This is a genomic window from Cupriavidus sp. BIS7 (genome assembly GCF_000292345.1).
Lineage (GTDB): Bacteria > Pseudomonadota > Gammaproteobacteria > Burkholderiales > Burkholderiaceae > Cupriavidus.
Map to the genome: position 1 here is coordinate 111,166 of NZ_ALOU01000049.1, position 18,107 is coordinate 129,272.

The window sequence follows — 18,107 nt, forward strand, 5'->3', positions numbered from 1 at the left end:
GTTGTCTTTTTTAGTATTGATATTGCCGGGCATTGGCGCCGTATCGAAGCGAGATTCAGTGGCTGTCGGTCTCCTTCGCATCCTTTACACGAGCTAGTCGCTCTGTGACACGCTGCTGACGGTGCAGGGTTTCAAGGCGGCTAAGCAGCGAAGCATTGGCCTTTGAATCCGATGCGCCAAGTCCTGCCAGCCCGGAAGCATCGGCCAGCGTGCGGTTGAAGCCCTCTGCCAGCCTCTCTGCCCGCTGCGTGCCATGCGCGTATGGCGTACCCGCAAAAGACGGCTCGCTTTTTTGCGCCGCGGCGCGCGCCGCAATCATTTCCTTCAACGCCTGCTCCATCTCGGCACGCTTCGCGCGGAGGCCCAGCAGATCGGTCTCGGCGCTCTGGGCCTTGTCGACGACATCCTGCAAGCCGCCGTTGAGCGTGACAAGCTGGTCTTCAAGATCGATCTGGCGTTCGGCACCGGCACGCGCTGCAGCCTCGTCGCCCTGGTCCAGCGCCAGCGCGACCTGCTCATCCAGTCGTTCCATTTCGTTGTTCAGCCGCGCGATTGCCTTCGCCGCCTGGTGACGCGACGCCTCGTGCTGGCCCAGCACGACTCGCGCCTGGGCAATCACCTCATCGAAATCCCGTAGATACTGTTCCAGGACGGCTTGTGGTGCCTTGGATTCAAGCGTGCTTACCAAAGCGTGGACGTTGGCTGTCAACAGGCGTCGAATCCGATCGCCCAATCCTGCATTGATCATGGTGCGGCTCCTCGAGAAACGGTTCGGTGTCACGTCGAGAGGTGTTGCCCCCTCTGGGATGCTGCCAACTACGAATCTAAGGCGTATCCCGCGTCATTCGAATCATGCCCGCCAGTTCCAGAATTTCAGGCACGAAGGGATCCAGTGCGGCCTGGTCGTACGCAGGGGTTCGATTGGTGACGGCCAGGCGCAGCAGGCTCAGGAGCATCCTCATCGCACGACTGGCGAGCCGGGCCTCCAATGCTCGCGCTTCTTCCACTGCATCACTTCCGGTTGGCACGCCTGCGATCAAGGTCGCCATCAATTCGGGGGTCTGCATCGCCAGCATCGGCACAATCTCCGAATGGATGGCGTTTGCATATTCCAACGTCTGAGTTGCATCAAGCAGTGGCCGTATCTGCTCGCGGAGCAAAGCCAGACAACTGATGTAGTCGCTAGCGCCCTCGGCGCGACGTCGTGCATCGGCCAGCAACGCCCGGAGCTTGTCGCTAGGGCTGCTTGCGCCAGGCAACTGAAGATTGCTCAACCACGCAAGGTCGTCTTCAGGTAAGCGAATGGATACTGTCTGCACGCCAAGCCCGCCCATTTGATGTCGTTTTGGGAAGCCTAGTGCATTTTTTGCGGGTGGTAAACGTTTGCAATTAAAAAATTGCAAACGCAAGCAATGTGTGGGCGCTCGAACGCTCAGGTGCAGAAGTGTTCAGGGCAGAAAAGCTTTCGAGGGCTCTACGATGCCGCGCGGGAAGGGCGCCTCAAGCCAAGGCGCGTCAAGCCAGCAACGCGGCAACCAGATCCTTGCTGCGTGCCGCCGCAGGTACTTCCTCAAAGTGCAAAGCGGCCTCGACATGCGCCAGGTGCTCGACCATCAGATTCACCGCAAGATCCGCGTCGCCAGCGCGTGCCGCTTCGATGAACGCACGGTGCTCGTCCGATGAACATGTTGCATCGCGGCGGCTCTGGTACAGCATCGTGATCACGGCGCTGCGCATCGACAGTTCGCGCATGATCTCTGTCAGCACGTTGTTGCCGGCCACCTCGGCCAGCACGATGTGGAAGTCGCCCAGCAGCCGGGTACGCGTCTGGGCGTCGTTGCCACCCAGCGACTTGCGCTCGGCCGACAGGTGCTTTTCGATGCGCTTGTAATCCGCCGCCGTTGCCCTGGCGACGAACTCGCGCGCCAGGGCCGCTTCCAGGATGCGGCGCACGGCAAACACCTCGCGCGCTTCTTCCGCGCTCGGCTTGGCCACGAACGCGCCCTTGTCCGGCACGATCTGGATCACCTTGTCCTTGGACAGCATCAGCAGTGCCGCGCGTACCTTGGTGCGGCTGACACGATAGACGCTGGCCAGCGCCTCCTCGCGCAGCTTGGTGCCGGGCGGGAGCCGGTGCGAGACGATGGCGGAGACGATGTCGTCTGCGATCGCCTCGGCGGTCATGTCGGGATCAATGTGCTCGGGCATGGTGTCGCGCGTGGCCTGGCGGACTTGCGCGGTAACTGGGATGTGCGTGATTCTAGCGCCCCGAGGCGGTGCCGGGCAGCGGCGCCGATACCGGTACTTGCACGGAGAGATGCTCGTGCGGCGCCGCCAGTCCTTCCTCGAGCTCGCCGGCCGGAATCGTGCCGTTGAGCACGCCATGGGCCCGTTCACGGTCGATATCGCGCTCCCAGGCCGCCACCACCACCGTGGCCACGCAGTTGCCAATCAGGTTGCCCACCGCACGGGCGATGCCGATGAACCAGTCCACCGACAGCACCAGCACCAGGCCGATGGCGGGAATCGCCGGATGCGCGGAGAGCGTCGCAGCCAGGATCACGATCGCCGAACCCGGAATGCCGTGCGCGCCCTTCGATGTCACCAGCGCCACGGCCAGGATGCCGAGCAGGTCGCCCAGCGCCAGCGGCGTGTTGGTGGCCTGGGCGATAAACACGGCGGCCAGCGTCAGGTAGATCGAGAAAGCGTCAAGGTTGAACGAGTAGCCGGTAGGAATTACCAGGCCCACCACCGATTTGCGGATGCCCATGTACTCGAGCTTCTTCATCACCTGCGGCAGCACGCTGTCGGACGATGCGGTGCCCAGCACCACCAGCAGTTCGGCGCGCAGGTAGCGGATCAGCTTCAGCACCGAGAAACCGCACAGCCGCATGATCACGCCCAGCACGCCAACCACGAAGATCGCGACCGAGCCGTAGAACAGGAGCACCAGGAAGCCGAGCTGCTTGAGCGATCCGATGCCGTACTTGCCCACCGTGAACGCCACCGCACCCAGCACGCCCAGCGGCGCCAGCTTGATGATGAAGCCCATCATCTTGAACATCGTCTGGGAAAACGTTTCGATCAGCTTGACCAGCGGCCGGCCGGGCTCGCCCACCACGGACAACGCGCAGCCAAACAGCACGGACACAAGCAGCACCTGCAGCACATCGCCGCTGGAGAACGCGCCCATGATCGTGTTCGGAATCAGCTTGAGCAGGAAATCGACCATGCCCGTGCTCTTCACCTTGTCGGCCGACTCGATGTAGGCGGCCATGGCCGAGATGTCCAGCGTGCGCGGATTGACGTTCATGCCGGTGCCCGGATGGAACACGTAGGCCATCACCACGCCAAGCGCCAGTGCGATCGTCGTGACGATCTCGAAATAGATCACGGCCTTGATACCGACGCGGCCTACCTTCTTCAGTTCCCCGGCCCCGCAGATGCCGGTCACGACGACGCAGAACACGATGGGGCCGATCAGCATCTTGACCAGCTTGATAAAGCCGTCGCCCAGCGGCTTGAGCTTGGCGGCGAACTCGGGAAAGACCAGCCCGAGCAGGGTGCCGATCACCAGCGCGATCAGAACCTGACCGAACAGCGAGCGGGTGAATCGGGTGTGCAGGCGTGCGCCGGCGGCGCGCTGCGTGGGTACGGCATGCTGCATCGTTGTCTCCGTGCCGGGCGCGGTCCAGGCAGACGTCTTTGCGTCGCTGGCCGACCCTGATCTGCTTCAGGAATGCCTGCCGTCACATGGCGCGGGAGTGCGGACGTGGCGGCGAGCCTGGCGTCACCACGGGAAATCGGCGCAAGCGCCATATCCCGCATGGAAAGCCCCCCTGTTGAGGCGGAATCCACGCAATCCACTTGTCCGGACCGGATTGTCCGCAGCGGATTGTCGGTGCATGGAGGCCAATATAGTGCATATCATTTTTGTATGCAATTTCTGAATTCACTGTGCTAACATGAATCGCACAGAATAGAGCTCAGCCTTGGGATTTGCCCGGACCGAGCCCGAGGCTGTTTCAGAATGAAGCGCAGCGGTTCTGGCTAGGCGCGGGGCCGCAGACAGTACAAACAAGTACGGCAAGGCCCCGCAACGACGCCAGAATCATTCTGAAACAGCCTCGGACCACCAGCAGGAGAGACACTCAGATGGCAGCAACCCCTACGCCGTTGTCCGCTGAAACGGGCACGCGCATCATGGCCTGGGCCGACGCCCTGGCCGTGCATACCGACCAGCCCGGTATGCTCACCCGCACCTACCTGACCGACGCCCACCACGGCGCCGCCGCGCAACTGACCGAGTGGATGGAAGCCGCGGGCATGACCGTGCGCCGCGATGCCGCCGGCAATGTGATCGGCCGCTATGAAGGCACCACGCCGAACGCCGCGGCGCTGCTCACCGGTTCCCACTTCGACACGGTGCGCGACGGCGGCCGCTACGACGGCAACCTGGGCGTGATCCTGCCGATTGCCTGCGTGGCCGAGTGGAACCGCCAGGGCAAGCGCTTTCCGTTTGCGCTCGAAGTGGTCGGGTTTGCCGAGGAAGAGGGTGTGCGATTCAAGGCCACGCTGCTGGGCAGCCGCGCCATTGCCGGCACCTTCGACACCAACGTGCTCGACAACGTCGACGACTCGGGCAAGACCATGCGCGAAGTCATGCGCGAGGCCGGTTTCGATGCCGCGCAACTGCCCGCCGCAAAGCATGACCGCAGCCAGGTGCTGGCCTTTATCGAGGTCCACATCGAACAGGGCCCGGTGCTGCTGAATGAAGGCCTGCCCGTGGGCGTGGTCACGGCAATCTCGGGCGCCACGCGTTTCCTCGTCGAACTCGAAGGCCTGGCCGGACACGCCGGCACGGTGCCAATGGACATGCGCCGCGATGCCGCGATGGCAGGTGCCGAAATCGGCCTGTTCATCGAAAAGCGCTGCGGCGGCAAGCCGGGTCTGGTCGGCACGGTTGGCCAGTTCAATGTGCCGAATGGCGCCACCAACGTGGTGCCGGGTCGCGCCGTGTTCTCGATCGACATCCGTGCCGGCGATGACGCCGAGCGCGAATCGGCCGTCAATGACGTGCTGGCCGAAATCGAACGTGTCTGCGCGCGCCGCAACGTACGCCCGCAGATCCGCAAGACGCACGAAGCCGCCAGCGTGCCGTGCGCGCCGTGGCTGCAGGCCCAATGGGCTGGTGCAGTGGAGCGCCAGGGCGTGCCGGTGCGCCACCTGCCGTCCGGCGCCGGCCATGACGCGATGGCAATCGCTGCCATCGCCGATGTCGCCATGCTGTTTGTTCGCTGCGGCAACGGCGGCATCAGCCACCACCCCACCGAAATCATGACGTCGGAAGACGCCCAGACGTCCGCGCGCGTGTTCGCCGACTTCGTCGAGCACTTCCACCGTCCGCAATAAGCGTTGGCATCGACCACGCAAACCACAGACTCCCGAGATAACGAAGATGACCGCACGAGACAACATGAATCCCGTTGAAACCACACTGACCCAGTACATCGACACAAACCGCCCGCAACAGGAAGCGTTCCTGGCGGAGCTGGTCAAGGTGCCGTCGGACAACCCCACCGGCGATTGCGAAGCCCATGGCAAGCGCGCCAAGGAACTGCTGGAAGGCCTCGGCTTCAAGGTCGAGGCGCACAAGGTGCCCGAGGACAAGGTCAAGGCCGCCGGCATGATCAGCGCGACCAACCTGCTGGTGCGCAAGAGCTTCGGCAACGGTGGCCCGACCATCGCCATGAACGCCCACGGCGACGTCGTTCCCCCGGGCCTGGGCTGGACGAAGGATCCGTACGGCGGCGAGATCGCCGACAGCGAACATGGCCCGGTGATGTACGGCCGTGGCGTGGCCGTGTCGAAGTCGGACTTCGCAACGTACGCGTATGCAGTGCTGGCGCTGATGGAAGCGGAAAAGCAGGGTGCCAAGCTGAATGGCACCGTGGAGCTGCAATTCACCTATGACGAGGAAACCGGCGGCGACATCGGCCCGAAGTTCCTGCTCGACGAAGGCCTGACCAAGCCCGACTATGCGATCTCGGCTGGCTTCTCGTACGGCATCACGTCGGCGCACAACGGCTGCCTGCACGTGGAAGTCACCGTCAAGGGCAAGCAGGGCCACGCCGCCATGCCGCACACCGGCGTGGACGCGATCGAGGCCGCAACGCATATCCTGCAGGCGATCTATGGCCTGCGCGCCGAACTGGCCACGCGCAAGAGCAAGGTGCCGGGCATCGACACCGCCACGCTGAACGTCGGCCTGATCAAGGGCGGCATCAATACCAACGTGGTGCCTGACCTGGTCACGTTCCGCGTGGACCGCCGCATGATTCCGGAAGAAATCGGCTTCGACGCCGAAGGCGAAATCCGCGCCGTGGTCGAGCGTGCCGCCAAGGAGCGCCCGGGCATCGAGGTGAAGGTGGAGCGCATCATCCTGGCCGAGCCGCTGTCGGAACTGCCTGGCGTGGAAAAGCTGATTGGCGCGCTGAAGCAACGTGCCGAGTCCGTGTTCGGCGTGGAGATCCCCGTGCAGGGCGTGCCGCTCTACACCGACGCGCGCCACTACACGAGCCGCGGCATCCCGACCGTTCTGTACGGTGCCGGCCCGCGCACGCTGATGGAAGCGCGCGGCCACAACTCGGACGAGAACCTGCGCCTGAACGATCTGAACCGTGCAACCAAGGTGGTGGCGCTGGCGCTGTCCGACCTGATGGGCTGACCGGCTCCCTGAGCATTACCCCCTTGTTGTCATGACGACCCGCGCGACGCAAGTCCGCGGGTCTTTTTTTATTCGCCGAGGTCTTCGGCAGGCACGGCCAGGCTGACCGAGCACTCAGTCCGGGAGCGTCTCGTCACCCACGCCAAGCGGGCGCTGCATCAGCAGGGTGTCGATCCACTGGCCGTGCTTGAGGCCCACCGATTCGAGCCGGCCGACAGTGCGGAAGCCAAGCCGCTCGTGCACGGCAACGGAGCCTGCACCTTCGCCGCTCGAGGTCAGCGCCACGACGGCCACCATCTGGCGCCAGGGTCCGGTCTCGCAGCGCGCGATCAGTTCGGCCAGCAGCGTGCGGCCCAGGCCTTCGCCAGTGTGGCGATGATCGATATAGATCGAATCCTCGATGGCAAAGCGGTAGGCGCTGCGGGCGCGGTAGCTCGATGCATAGGCATAGCCAAGGATCTCGCCATCGCGGTCGGCGACGATATACGGCAGGCCCTTCTTGAGAACCTCGCCGAAGCGCTGGCGCATGTCGTCGACCGATGGCGCGACTTCCTCGAACGACGCCCTGCCGTGCTGCACATGGTGGGCATAGATGGCCTGGATGGCCGGTACGTCGTCGGGGATAGCGTCGCGCAGCCGGTACGGCTTGCGCGAAGGAGCGGCGGAAGGCACGGCGGAACAGGAGGCGGTGGCAGATTCGGACACGTTGGATTCTGAGCAGGAGTTGGCCATGGCACGTCATCGCTGGCCATGGATCAGCAGTGCTTAAGGCGTTGCACGATGCGTGCCAGCCACATGCCGCAACCTTACCGCGCCCTCGCCGCGAGCGGTTGTATATAGTGCGGGGTATGGAAAACAGGCCGTCGAAACAGGCCGAAGGGAAGCTGCCATGATCACGATCTACCACAACCCCCGCTGCTCGAAATCGCGCGAAACGCTCGCGCTGGTCGAGTCCGCGGCGCAGCGCCTGGGCGAACCGATGGAGATCGTCGAATACCTGAAGTCACCGCCGTCGCTGACCACGCTGCGGCAGCTTCATACGATGCTGGGCGTTCCGGTGCGCGAAATGATCCGCGATGGCGAAGCCGTCTTCAAGGAACTGGACCTGGCCGACCCCGGCCTGACGGACGCCGAACTGCTGGCCGCCGTGGCCGACAACCCGATCCTGCTGCAACGGCCCGTGGTGGTGCGCAACCGCCGCGCCGCCATCGGCCGCCCGCCCGAGAACGTCACACCGCTGCTGGCCTAAACCCGAGGCCGCGCAACGACGCCAGAATCATTTTGATAGTGCCTCCAAATAGAACCGGCCTCCACCAAGGTGGAGGCCGGCCGGTCAGACAGGTGGTTTGCTTCAGGTAGGGTCGTTTCAATTGGCGCCCAGCCAGTGCATGACCTCCTGACCGAAAGAGATTCCCGCCAGGACAAGCAGCAGCACGACCGCCGTCAGCGCGCTCACATAGATCGTCGCCTTGGCGACTTCCGCATCTTCCGAGGCGGAATGGTGATGGGAAATGACATCGGTGTGCAAACCGGGCCGATGGGGCCAGTGCAACCTGCCGGAAAGATCCTTGAGATGGAGATCAGGATGGAATCGCATGGTCACACCTCCTCGGCGCACCGTCGGCATTTGCGGGCGGACATTCACGCCGCCGTTCGCGTGCTTCTACTATAGGTGACGCCGGCCATGACGCTACCGCTGGGGAAACCGGACGCATGTTGGGTGCCGTACGGAAAATGCCCCGGCACCTAATCAAGCAGGTGAGGAATCGCTTTCGCTGCCGGGACCGGCTGGTGCGGCCGCCGCGCTGGCCAGCACCGCCTCACGCGCGCGCAGTTCCGCAAGCATGTTGCAGAACAGGGCCCCCTGCTCCAGCGCGTCGTCCAGGGCCACGTGGGTATGCGGCAGCGGATCGTGCCAGTGGGCCGGGAAGGCGGCCTTGACCGATTTGCGGTAGGGCCGCCCGGTCAGCGCAAAACCCATCGTCTTGATGTCGAGCGCGGCCCAGCCGAATGGCGAGCGGCCGGCAAACCGCATCATGTACCAGAACACCCACGTGAAATCGAAGCCGGCCGGAAACGCTACGAAGACCGGCTTGCCGGGCAGGTTTTCCACCCATTCCACGTAGCGCGGCATCACGTCCTCGGGGCGCTGCAGGTCACGCCGGCACGCTGCCCAGGCGTCCGGCTGCGTTTTCCACCATTGCATCTGGGCCGGATGGCCGGCCGCGCCGGGCAGCGTTTCCAGGTTGGCCGAGAACGTGCCGACCACGGTTTTGTCGGCCAGCATGGCGGCGGACGCGAACGACAGCATCGAGTGCGGCCCCGGGATCGGGCCATCGGCCTCCACGTCGGTACTGACGTAGATCTCGGGACGCGTATCCGGCGCCTGCTTCTTCGCCATGGGTCAGGCCACGTCGATCAGGTGATCGGCCACGAACGGGTTGTTGCGGCGCTCCTCGCCGAACGTGGAAACGGGGCCGTGGCCGGGCACGAACGTCACGTCGTCGCCAAGTGGCCAGAGCCGCGTGCGGATCGAGCGGATCAGGTCGGCGTGGTTGCCGCGCGGGAAGTCGGTGCGGCCGATCGAACCGGCAAACAGTACGTCGCCGACGATCGCCAGCTTGTTCGCGCGCGAGAAAAACACCACGTGGCCGGGCGTGTGGCCGGGGCAGTGGTAGACCTCGAGCGTCTCGTTGCCGAACGTAACGGTGTCGCCGTTTTCAAGCCAGCGGTCCGGCTCGAACGCCTCGGGGTGACCGAAGCCGAAGCGCCGCGTCTGCTCGGGTAGCTGCTCGATCCAGAAGCGCTCCTGCTGCTGCGGCCCTTCGATCGGAATACCGAGCTGGCGCGACAGCGACGCGGCGCCGGCGCAATGGTCCACATGCCCGTGGGTCAGGAAGATCTTCTCCAGCGTGACGCCTTGCTCCTTGACCGCCGAGAGGATGCGATCGAGATCGCCACCGGGGTCGCATACCGCCGCACGCTGCGTGGTCTCGTCAATCAGCAGCGAACAGTTCTGCTGGAAGGGTGTTACGGGGATCAGAAGGACTTTCATTTGTGATCGATGCGGCTATTTTTTGCGGCCGGGCCCGGGGCTGGGCAGGTGGGTCATTGTAGCCGCGCCGTCGTCGGCTTTTCGAAGCCGCAACGTGGGCTTCCAGACGGAAAGCCCAGCGCAAGGGATGCATGATCCACTCACGTACTGCGTTGCGGTAACCGGCGCAATCCCTTGTCAGGCCGTGGATTGCGGGCAATTGACATCAGTTTGAACACTGTTTGAACAGATTTCGTAACAAAATCAACGAACTAGCTCCTATCGACTCTGTTAGACTCCGCGCCTATGCAAAGCCAGCCCGCATTCCGCCTGGAGTCCGTACGCGCCATCGCGCCCGGCTCCAAACGCTTCCTTCGTCAATGCACGATCGTCGTATCGGCATTGGTGCTGGCTGCTTGCGCGACACCGCCGGGCGGCGATGCCGACAACGCATCCACGCAGGGTGCGATCTCGACGAAATCTGCCAAGTCGAAGTCGGCCACGGCCAAAACGGACGATCGCGGCAGCTGGAACCTGTTCGGCCTGGACGAAAGCACGCAGCCATCGATTGACGGCCTGCGTGCAGACATGGGTACGTTCGAGCAGCGCGGCATGGCGTCCTGGTATGGCAAGGGCTTCCATGGCCGCAAGACCGCCAATGGCGAACGCTTCGACATGCGCGCCATGACGGCAGCACATCCTTCATTGCCGCTCGATAGCTGGGTTCTTGTGCGCAACCTGAGCAACAACAAGGTGGCGGTCGTGCGCATCAACGACCGTGGCCCGTACCATGGCAACCGGATTCTGGACCTGTCCTACGCGGCGGCCAAGCGCCTGAACTTCGTCAACCACGGAGCCACGCAGGTGGAGATCCGTCGCCTGTCCCGAACTGAAGTGGCGGCCCTGGGCCCGGAGATCGAGGCGGGAGGCACGGAGGCTGGTGACGGCAGCGGCGCCGATGACATGGACACCGCCAACACGCTGGTACCAACGAAGTCAAAGGCCAGGAAGTCCACGGCCAAACGCAAGCGCAACTAAATTGCGATGCAGGCCGGCCGGATCGATCCTCTCGTCCCCCGCGCAACCACCGGCCTGAAACTCCCCTTCCAGATCAGATTTTTCTCATTCAGCACGCTGCGCAAGCGCGAGCTGGTAGAGCGCGTCCGTTTTCGCGCCGGTAATCGCCGCCGTCAGCTTGGCGGCGCGCTTGGCCGGCAGTTCGGCCAGCAGCAGCTTGAGCACCCGTTCGGCCTCGGCATCGGGCGCGTCGTCGGCGCCGGCTTCGGCGCGGCGGGCACCTTCCACGACCAGCACGAATTCGCCCTTGCCGCGCGACGCCTCGGCAGCCAGCCAGGCCGGGGCATCGGCCACGGTCAGCACCGGCGTTTCCTCGAACAGCTTGGTCAGTTCGCGCCCGATCAGCAGCCGGCGGCTGCCGGGCAGGGCGGCTGCCAGCGCGGCGAGGGTGTCGGCAATGCGATGTGGCGCTTCGTAGAGCACCCACGCATGGTCAAGCGCGGCCAGCCGGGCAATTTCGTCGGCGCGCGCCTTTGGCTTGCCGGGCAGGAAGCCGACGAACGTGAATCGGCCTTCGCCAGCCTCGAGCATGTCGCCTGCCACGGACAGCGCTGTGACAGCGGCGCTCGGGCCCGGCAGCGGCACCACGTGCAGGCCGGCCGCGCGCACGGCTTCCACCAGCCGCGCACCGGGGTCGGAAATGCCGGGCGTACCGGCGTCGGAGACGTAGGCGATGCGTTCGCCCGCGCGCAGCCGTTCGACGATACGGACGGCGGCTTCGCGCTCGTTGTGCTCGTGCACGGCAACCAGCGGCCGCTGCAGCCCGACGCGCGACAGCAATTGCCCGGTATTGCGGGTGTCTTCGCATGCAATCGCGTCGGCCAGCCCGAGCACGTGCAGCGCGCGCAGGGACAGGTCGGCGACATTGCCGATCGGCGTGGCCACCACGTACAGGGTGCCCGGCGGGTAGGTCTGCCCGCTGGCCAGCAAGGTCCAGTCACTCATGCTTGGAGAACTTCCGTTGATTCGCTCATTCAAAACCACCACGCCATCCACCACCAGGCAGGGCGCGCTGGCCGAAGACCGGGCGCTGACCTACCTGCAGCGGCAGGGTTTGGCCGCGGTCGTGCGCAATTATCGCTGCAAAGGCGGCGAGATCGATCTGATCATGCGTGCGGCAGACGATACGCTGGTTTTTGTCGAGGTGCGTCAGCGTAGCGGGCGCGGCTTTGGCGGCGCCGCTGCCAGCGTCACGCCGGCCAAGCAGCGGCGCGTGCTGCGCGCCGCCAGCCATTACCTGGCCACGCTGGACCGGCTGCCGCCATGCCGGGTGGACGTGGTGGCGATGGAGCCTGGCCGGCTGGAATGGCTGCCCAATGCGTTCGACCTCGGCGCGTTGGGTTTCGAAGGCAGCGACAGCGAAGGCGCTGCGTCATAATGCGCGGAATTGTGCAGAAGTCACCAAGCCATGAGTATTGAAAGTATCGAGCAGCATTTCCTGGATAGCGCCGAAACCAAGCGCATCGCCGCCGCGCTGATGGCGCCGCATATCGATGCGGCCGTGGAGCGGATGGTCGCGGCGCTGACCAGTGGCAACAAGATCCTGGTCTGCGGCAATGGCGGATCGGCCGCGGACGCCCAGCACTTCGCCGCTGAACTGATCGGCCGGTTCGAACGCGAACGTCCGGGGCTGGCAGCGATTGCGTTGACCACGGACACTTCGATCCTGACGGCGATCGGCAACGACTACGACTTCTCGGTGGTCTTCTCCAAGCAGGTGGAGGCCCTGGGGCAGCCGGGCGACATCCTGCTGGCGCTGTCCACGTCGGGCGACTCGGCCAATGTGGTCGCGGCCGTCCAGGCGGCGCACCAGCGCGACATGGGCGTGGTGGCGCTGACGGGCAAGGGGGGCGGCAAGATCGCAACGCTGCTGGACGAGTTCGATATCCACCTGTGCGCGCCGAGTGACCGCACCGCACGTATCCAGGAGGTGCATCTGCTGACGCTGCACTGCCTTTGCGACGGGATTGACGAAGCGCTGCTAGGGGAGGCCTGAGAGGCTTCTGTGAAAACCGGAAAGTTATCCCCGGTTATCCACAGGCGTACCCACAACGTATTCCACAGGTTTTGCGGTGTCATCCACAGTGATATCCACAGCCGCGCGACCACCCTGCAACCTGCTGCAACCTGATTTATTGCCAAGGACCGCATGACGAACGTGACTATCCAGAAGAAGAATTCCCCGGCCCGCATCGTGCGCACGGCCATCACCGTGGCCGCGCTGGTGGTGTCGGCCACGCAACTTGCCGGCTGCTTCCCGGTGCTGGCCGGCGCGGTCGGTACCGGTGTGGTGATGGCGACCGATCGCCGCCCCACGGGCACCCAGACGATCGATCGCGGCCTGCAGATGGAAATCGACAGCACGCTGGGCTCGCGCTACAACAGCGACCAGGCGCGCGTGGAGACGGCGGTGTTCAACCGCAAGGTGCTGCTGGTTGGCGAGGCCAGCAATACGGACATCAAGCAGCAGATCGAGCAGTACGTGCGCGGCCTGAAGAACACGCGTGACGTGGTCAACGAGATCCAGGTCACGGCGTCGCCCAGCTTCATGACGCGCAGCAACGATGCGTACCTGACCAGCAAGGTCAAGACGCAACTGGTCACCACCGAAGGCGTGCCGGCCAATTCGATCAAGATCACCACGGACAAGAGCGTGGTCTACTTGCTGGGCATCGTCACCACGGCCGAAGGCGACAAGGCCACGGACGTGGCGCGCAACTCCAGCGGCGTGCAGAAGGTGGTCAAGGCGTTCGACTACGTGAGCGACTCCGAGCGTGCGCGCCTGGACGCGATGGGCAGTTCGCAGTCCGGCAATACCGGCAGCGAGGCGGTGGGTACGCCGGCGCCGGTGCAGTCGGTGTCGGGTAGCGCACCAAACGCCCCGGTGACCTCGGATGCGCCCGCGTCGATGGACACGTCGGGCGGGGCCACCACGAGCCCGGTGGCGGCGCCGGGTTCGTCGCCGGTGGCGCTGCCGCCGGGCCGCAATCTGCCTTGAGCACCATGGCATCCCCGCGGCGGTACCTGTCCGGCATCGTCGCGGGCGCCTGCGCGGCGCCGCTGCTCGCGCTCGCGCAACCGGCATCGGGCCCGCAGCCCGCTGGCCCCGCCGATTCCGGCAAACTGACCGTCGAGGCCCAGGCCGCCCGCATGGCGCAGGCGCGCAACCAGGCCGCGTCCTGTGCCATCTGCCATGGCCCTGACGGCAGGCCCCCGGCCGGCAGCCCGATCCCGCAGCTTGCCGGGCGGCAGCAGGCCGATCTTGTCGAAATGATGCTCGACTACAAGAGCGGCAAGCGGCCCGGAACCGTGATGCCGCAGATCGCCCGTGGCTATAGCGACGCGGAAATCATCGCCATGGCCGCCTGGTTCGCCGACCAGAAATAACCAATGCAAAGACGAACCGTTCTGCGGGCCGCTGTCGTCGGTTCCGTCGGTGCCACGCTCGGCATGCTCACGACGCGCCAGGCGCGTGCGGCCGCATCGGCGAAGGTGGTCGTGATCGGCGGCGGCTATGGCGGCGCAACCGCCGCGCGTTACCTGCGCACGTGGAGTCACGGTGCCGTGGACGTCACACTGATCGAGCCCGACGCCGCATTCGTATCCTGTCCGCTGTCGAACCTCGTCATCGCCGGCTATCGCCAGATGGCCGACATCACGCAGCCGTACGACGCGCTGGAACGCCGCCACGGCGTGAAACGCGTGCGCGACACGGTCACGGCGATCGATCCCGCGGCGCGCACGGTGCGGCTGGCCGGCGGCACGACGCTGCCTTACGACCGCCTGATCCTGTCCCCCGGCGTGGAAATGCAGACCAGCGCGATTCCGGGCCTGGCACGACCCGGCGGCGAGCAGATCGTCCATGCCTGGAAGGCAGGCCCGCAGACCGATACGCTGCGCCGCCAGCTTGGCGCGATGCGGGACGGCGGCACGTTCGCCATCACGATTCCGCTGGCGCCGTACCGCTGCCCGCCCGGCCCGTACGAGCGCGCCTGCCTGGTGGCCGACTACCTCAAGCAGCACAAGCCGCGTAGCAAGGTGCTGGTACTCGATGCGAACCCCGACATCACGTCGAAGGGTGCGCTGTTCCGGCACGTCTGGGAAACCCGCTACAAGGGGATGATCGAGTACCGGCCCCAGTACGAAACCGTCGACGTCGACCCGGCCACGCGCACGCTCAAGTTCGAGGTGCAGGACGACGAGCGCGCCGACGTGATCAATCTGCTGCCGCCGCAGCGGGCCGGCTCCATCGCCGTGACTACCGGCCTTGCCACGGCCAACGGCCGCTGGTGCGAGGTCGATTTCCTGAGCATGGCGTCGCAAGTGGCGCCGGAAATCCATGTGCTTGGCGATGCCGTCCAGATCGCGCCGCTGATGCCGAAGTCCGGCAGCATGGCCAACCAGCACGGCAAGGTGGCCGCCGCCGCCATCCTGCAGCTGCTGGCCGGGCAGCAGCCGGACCCGGCGCCGGTCTACACGAACACCTGTTACAGCTTCACGTCGTCGACCGAGGCCATCCATATCGCCAGCGTGCATCGCTACGATGCCGGCGAGAAAACGATGCTGACGGTGCCGGGCGCCGGCGGGCTTTCCACGGCGCCGAGCAGGCAGGAAGGCGAGTACGGACTTGCCTGGGCGCGCAGCATCTGGGCCGACATGCTCGGCGCCTGAGGCCGCGCGTGGCGCCTTGCGCACAACAAAACAGCAGGATCGTGCAATGACGGGCGGCAATCGGCTGATAGGCTAGCCGTGCCAGCCGTCCCGCCCCTGGGATGCGGCGTATCTTCGTCGATCATGCAAGCCAAAGACCGTCTGCTTGCCCTGGCCATCATCGTGGTCTGGGGTGTCAATTTCGTCGTCATCAAGGTGGGCCTTGTCGGCGTGCCGCCGATGCTGCTGGGCGCGCTGCGCTTCAGCCTGGTGGCATTCCCGGCCATCTTCTTCATCCCGCGGCCGCGTATTCCGTTGCGCATGCTGGTGGCATATGGCGCCACCATCAGCCTTGGCCAGTTCGTGTTCCTGTTCTACGCGATGGCCGTGGGCATGCCGGCTGGGCTGGCATCGCTGGTATTGCAGTCTCAGGTGTTCTTTACCGTGGCGATTGCCGGGCTGTGGCTGGGCGAACCGGTGCGCTGGCACAACATCGCCGGCATGGCCGTTGCCGCGTGCGGGCTGGCACTGATCGGCAGCGGCGCGGCGCACGGCCCGGGCGGCATGACGGTGGCGGGCTTCCTGCTGACACTATGTGCCTCACTGTGCTGGGCCACGGGCAATATCGTCAGCAAGAAGATCGGGCCGGTGGACCTGCTGGGGCTAGTGGTGTGGGGCGCGTTGGTCCCGATCGTGCCGTTCTGGCTGCTGTCGCTCTGGTTCGAGGGCCCGGCCCGCATTGGGCAGGCGCTTTCCCATATCTCCGGCATGGGCGTGTTCGCGGTCTGCTATCTGGCCTTCTGCGCAACGCTGTTCGGCTACACGATGTGGGGCCGACTGCTGACGCGCTATGCGGCCAGCAAGGTTGCGCCGCTGACGCTGCTGGTACCCGTGGTCGGGCTGGTCTCGGCCCGCCTGCTGCTGGGAGAAGCGCTGGCGCTGGCGCAATGGGCTGGCGCCGTGGTGGTGATGGCCGGGCTGCTGCTCAATGTCTTCGGCGGCCGGCTGTGGAGCGGCCGTGCGCTGGTTAGCCGATAGATTCGCGGGTTAACCCTTAATTTGGCGGCTTTTCCCGCGATTTTGTGAATATCGATATCACTCTCGAATCGCGTTCGTTGCCACTTCTTGAGGCAAAATAGCGGGCTGGCCGCATATGCCCGAGAGACCCTCAGCGTTTCACCGAAGAGGCCCGGAGGCCCAGAGGTCCGAGATGGCCCGCCCCAACGGCGGCCAGCGCGTGCCGCGCCGCGGGGGTCGCCCCCAAGCGCGCCCTTTGCCGTCCCCACGGCTCAATCAGTTTGGAGCACAACACATGAAGCAGTTTGTCATCGCCGCAGCGCTGCTGGGCGCCGCAGCGTCCGCGCACGCCGTGGATGCCGCCAAGGCCCAGGATATTGCCAACAAGAACGCCTGCATGGGCTGCCACCAGATCGACAAGAAACTCGTGGGCCCGGCCTACAAGGATGTGGCCGCCAAGTACAAGGGTGACAAGAACGCGCTGGCAACGCTGACCGCCAAGGTCAAGAACGGCGGTTCTGGCGTTTGGGGCCCGGTGCCGATGCCGGCCAACAGCGGCGTGAGCGATGCCGACCTGAAGACCGTGGTGGAGTGGGTCCTGGCTGGCGCGCCGGCCAAGTAAGCTTCACAAGGGCTGAATCGGGCCGTCTGGCAACGCTGGCGGCCCGTACCGTTTCTGGCAGGCAAACAACCTAATCATGATGGGCCGGCAACGTACCGGCACGCAGTGGTCGAAAGGGAACCGGGCAAGCAAGTAGAGGAAACAGAGCAAGATGAATGTGAAACGACGAGAAGTGCTGCGGATGACCGCTGTGCTGTCGCTGATGGCCGCAACGGGCCTGATCAGCGAGGCACAGGCCGCGGAGTGGAACAAGACGGCCTTTGACGGCAAGAGCGTGTCCGACGTGATCAAGGCGCTCGGCGGCAGCGGCCCCGAGAAAAGCTCGGCCATCACGTTCGTGGCCCCCGATATCGCCGAGAACGGCGCCGTGGTGCCGGTGGCCGTGACCAGCAACCTCCCGGATACCGAGCAGATCGCTATCCTGGTGGAAAAGAACCCGAACACGCTGGCTGCCGATTTCACCATTCCGGCCGGCACCGAACCGTTCGTGTCCACGCGCGTGAAGATGGGCCAGACTTCGGTCGTCCATGCTGCGGTCAAGGCCGGCGGCAAGTGGTACGTGGCATCGAAGGAAATCAAGGTCACGCTGGGCGGCTGCGGCGGCTGAAGCCCCATCGCCCGGACCCAGGATTTCCAGATTACTGCTGACAGGAGAAGCACATGGCAGACCCGATGCGCGTTCGCGCCACCGAAAACGGCGGCGTGGTGGACGTCAAGATTCTGATGAAGCACGACATGGAGACCGGCCAGCGCAAGGACGCGGCCGGCAAGACGATTCCGGCCTGGCATATCCAGACCGTGATCGCCACGTGCAAGGGCAAGGAAGTATTCCACGCCCAGTTCGGCCCGGCCGTATCGAAGGATCCGTTCCTGAACTTCAAGTTCAAGGGCGGCGCCAAGGGCGACAAGGTCACCGTGACCTGGGTCGACAACCGCGGCGACAAGCGTACCGACGAAGCCACCATCGCCTGACACGGCGA

The 18,107-nt window shown here is 65.1% G+C and carries 21 protein-coding genes and 1 pseudogene; 13 read left to right on the top strand and 9 right to left on the bottom strand.

Annotation, left to right across the window (positions count from 1 at the left end; translation table 11 throughout):
• Positions 1-55: 55 nt before the first annotated feature.
• The 4 genes from B552_RS0118070 to B552_RS0118085 form a co-directional block, all read right to left on the bottom strand.
• Complete coding sequence (locus tag B552_RS0118070) at positions 56-748, bottom strand: PspA/IM30 family protein (protein ID WP_019450457.1); 693 nt, start codon at positions 746-748, stop codon at positions 56-58.
• A 76-nt stretch (positions 749-824) separates the two neighbouring features.
• Complete coding sequence (locus B552_RS0118075) at positions 825-1,409, bottom strand: hypothetical protein (RefSeq protein ID WP_237718242.1); 585 nt, start codon at positions 1,407-1,409, stop codon at positions 825-827.
• 106 nt (positions 1,410-1,515) lie between these two features.
• Positions 1,516-2,208, bottom strand: coding sequence for a GntR family transcriptional regulator (locus tag B552_RS0118080; protein WP_019450459.1), 693 nt, complete (start codon positions 2,206-2,208; stop codon positions 1,516-1,518).
• Between the two features lie 52 nt (positions 2,209-2,260).
• Complete coding sequence (locus B552_RS0118085; protein ID WP_019450460.1) at positions 2,261-3,667, bottom strand: C4-dicarboxylate transporter DctA; 1,407 nt, start codon at positions 3,665-3,667, stop codon at positions 2,261-2,263.
• Between the two features lie 488 nt (positions 3,668-4,155).
• Between B552_RS0118085 and B552_RS0118090 the strand changes: the two genes are divergently transcribed.
• Both B552_RS0118090 and B552_RS0118095 read left to right on the top strand, forming a co-directional pair.
• Positions 4,156-5,412 carry an allantoate amidohydrolase gene (locus B552_RS0118090; protein WP_019450461.1) on the top strand — a complete coding sequence of 419 codons (1,257 nt, stop codon included), beginning with the start codon at positions 4,156-4,158 and terminating at the stop codon, positions 5,410-5,412.
• A 64-nt stretch (positions 5,413-5,476) separates the two neighbouring features.
• Positions 5,477-6,727 carry an ArgE/DapE family deacylase gene (locus B552_RS0118095; RefSeq protein WP_019450462.1) on the top strand — a complete coding sequence of 417 codons (1,251 nt, stop codon included), beginning with the start codon at positions 5,477-5,479 and terminating at the stop codon, positions 6,725-6,727.
• A gap of 114 nt (positions 6,728-6,841) precedes the next feature.
• Here the strand turns inward: B552_RS0118095 and B552_RS0118100 are convergent, their stop codons facing one another.
• Entirely contained in the window at positions 6,842-7,432 is a 591-nt protein-coding gene (locus B552_RS0118100) for a GNAT family N-acetyltransferase (protein WP_026035787.1), read from the bottom strand.
• Positions 7,433-7,616: 184 nt separating this feature from the next.
• Here B552_RS0118100 and arsC point away from each other — a divergent pair, with 184 nt between their 5' ends.
• The gene (arsC, locus tag B552_RS0118105) at positions 7,617-7,976 is read left to right on the top strand and encodes an arsenate reductase (glutaredoxin) (RefSeq protein WP_019450464.1); all 360 of its coding nucleotides are present in this window, start codon (positions 7,617-7,619) and stop codon (positions 7,974-7,976) included.
• Between the two features lie 117 nt (positions 7,977-8,093).
• Here arsC and B552_RS0118110 read toward each other — a convergent pair whose 3' ends face one another.
• The 3 genes and pseudogenes from B552_RS0118110 to B552_RS0118120 form a co-directional block, all read right to left on the bottom strand.
• Complete coding sequence (locus tag B552_RS0118110) at positions 8,094-8,324, bottom strand: hypothetical protein (protein WP_019450465.1); 231 nt, start codon at positions 8,322-8,324, stop codon at positions 8,094-8,096.
• A 153-nt stretch (positions 8,325-8,477) separates the two neighbouring features.
• Positions 8,478-9,135, bottom strand: a pseudogene (locus B552_RS0118115) (exonuclease).
• Complete coding sequence (locus tag B552_RS0118120) at positions 9,132-9,782, bottom strand: MBL fold metallo-hydrolase (protein ID WP_019450467.1); 651 nt, start codon at positions 9,780-9,782, stop codon at positions 9,132-9,134. Before B552_RS0118120 ends, B552_RS0118115 begins: the two are co-directional and overlap by 4 nt.
• Before the next feature lie 285 nt (positions 9,783-10,067).
• On the opposite strand from B552_RS0118120, the gene B552_RS0118125 reads away from it, so the two are divergent.
• Complete coding sequence (locus B552_RS0118125; RefSeq protein ID WP_019450468.1) at positions 10,068-10,799, top strand: septal ring lytic transglycosylase RlpA family protein; 732 nt, start codon at positions 10,068-10,070, stop codon at positions 10,797-10,799.
• An 84-nt stretch (positions 10,800-10,883) separates the two neighbouring features.
• Here the strand turns inward: B552_RS0118125 and rsmI are convergent, their stop codons facing one another.
• A complete protein-coding gene (rsmI, locus tag B552_RS0118130; RefSeq protein WP_019450469.1) occupies positions 10,884-11,783 on the bottom strand; it encodes a 16S rRNA (cytidine(1402)-2'-O)-methyltransferase in 900 nt (299 codons plus the stop codon).
• Between the two features lie 16 nt (positions 11,784-11,799).
• On the opposite strand from rsmI, the gene B552_RS0118135 reads away from it, so the two are divergent.
• From B552_RS0118135 to soxZ, 9 genes are all read left to right on the top strand, one after another.
• Positions 11,800-12,216, top strand: a complete 417-nt coding sequence (locus tag B552_RS0118135; RefSeq protein WP_019450470.1) for a YraN family protein — start codon at positions 11,800-11,802, stop codon at positions 12,214-12,216.
• A gap of 30 nt (positions 12,217-12,246) precedes the next feature.
• Positions 12,247-12,834: a phosphoheptose isomerase gene (locus tag B552_RS0118140; protein WP_019450471.1), complete on the top strand. Its 588-nt coding sequence runs from the start codon at positions 12,247-12,249 to the stop codon at positions 12,832-12,834.
• A gap of 153 nt (positions 12,835-12,987) precedes the next feature.
• Positions 12,988-13,836: a BON domain-containing protein gene (locus B552_RS0118145; RefSeq protein ID WP_019450472.1), complete on the top strand. Its 849-nt coding sequence runs from the start codon at positions 12,988-12,990 to the stop codon at positions 13,834-13,836.
• A gap of 5 nt (positions 13,837-13,841) precedes the next feature.
• On the top strand, positions 13,842-14,225 hold the full coding sequence (locus B552_RS0118150; RefSeq protein ID WP_035880021.1) for a c-type cytochrome: 384 nt from the start codon (positions 13,842-13,844) through the stop codon (positions 14,223-14,225).
• A 3-nt stretch (positions 14,226-14,228) separates the two neighbouring features.
• Positions 14,229-15,509: an NAD(P)/FAD-dependent oxidoreductase gene (locus B552_RS0118155; RefSeq protein ID WP_019450474.1), complete on the top strand. Its 1,281-nt coding sequence runs from the start codon at positions 14,229-14,231 to the stop codon at positions 15,507-15,509.
• 123 nt (positions 15,510-15,632) lie between these two features.
• Positions 15,633-16,526, top strand: coding sequence for an O-acetylserine/cysteine exporter (locus B552_RS0118160; RefSeq protein WP_019450475.1), 894 nt, complete (start codon positions 15,633-15,635; stop codon positions 16,524-16,526).
• Positions 16,527-16,800: 274 nt separating this feature from the next.
• Positions 16,801-17,127 (top strand): c-type cytochrome, encoded by a 327-nt coding sequence (locus tag B552_RS0118165; RefSeq protein WP_019450476.1) that lies wholly within the window; start codon positions 16,801-16,803, stop codon positions 17,125-17,127.
• 151 nt (positions 17,128-17,278) lie between these two features.
• Positions 17,279-17,734 (top strand): thiosulfate oxidation carrier protein SoxY, encoded by a 456-nt coding sequence (soxY, locus tag B552_RS0118170; RefSeq protein ID WP_019450477.1) that lies wholly within the window; start codon positions 17,279-17,281, stop codon positions 17,732-17,734.
• 53 nt (positions 17,735-17,787) lie between these two features.
• Positions 17,788-18,099 (top strand): thiosulfate oxidation carrier complex protein SoxZ, encoded by a 312-nt coding sequence (gene soxZ / locus B552_RS0118175; protein ID WP_019450478.1) that lies wholly within the window; start codon positions 17,788-17,790, stop codon positions 18,097-18,099.
• The last annotated feature ends 8 nt before the right edge of the window (positions 18,100-18,107 follow it).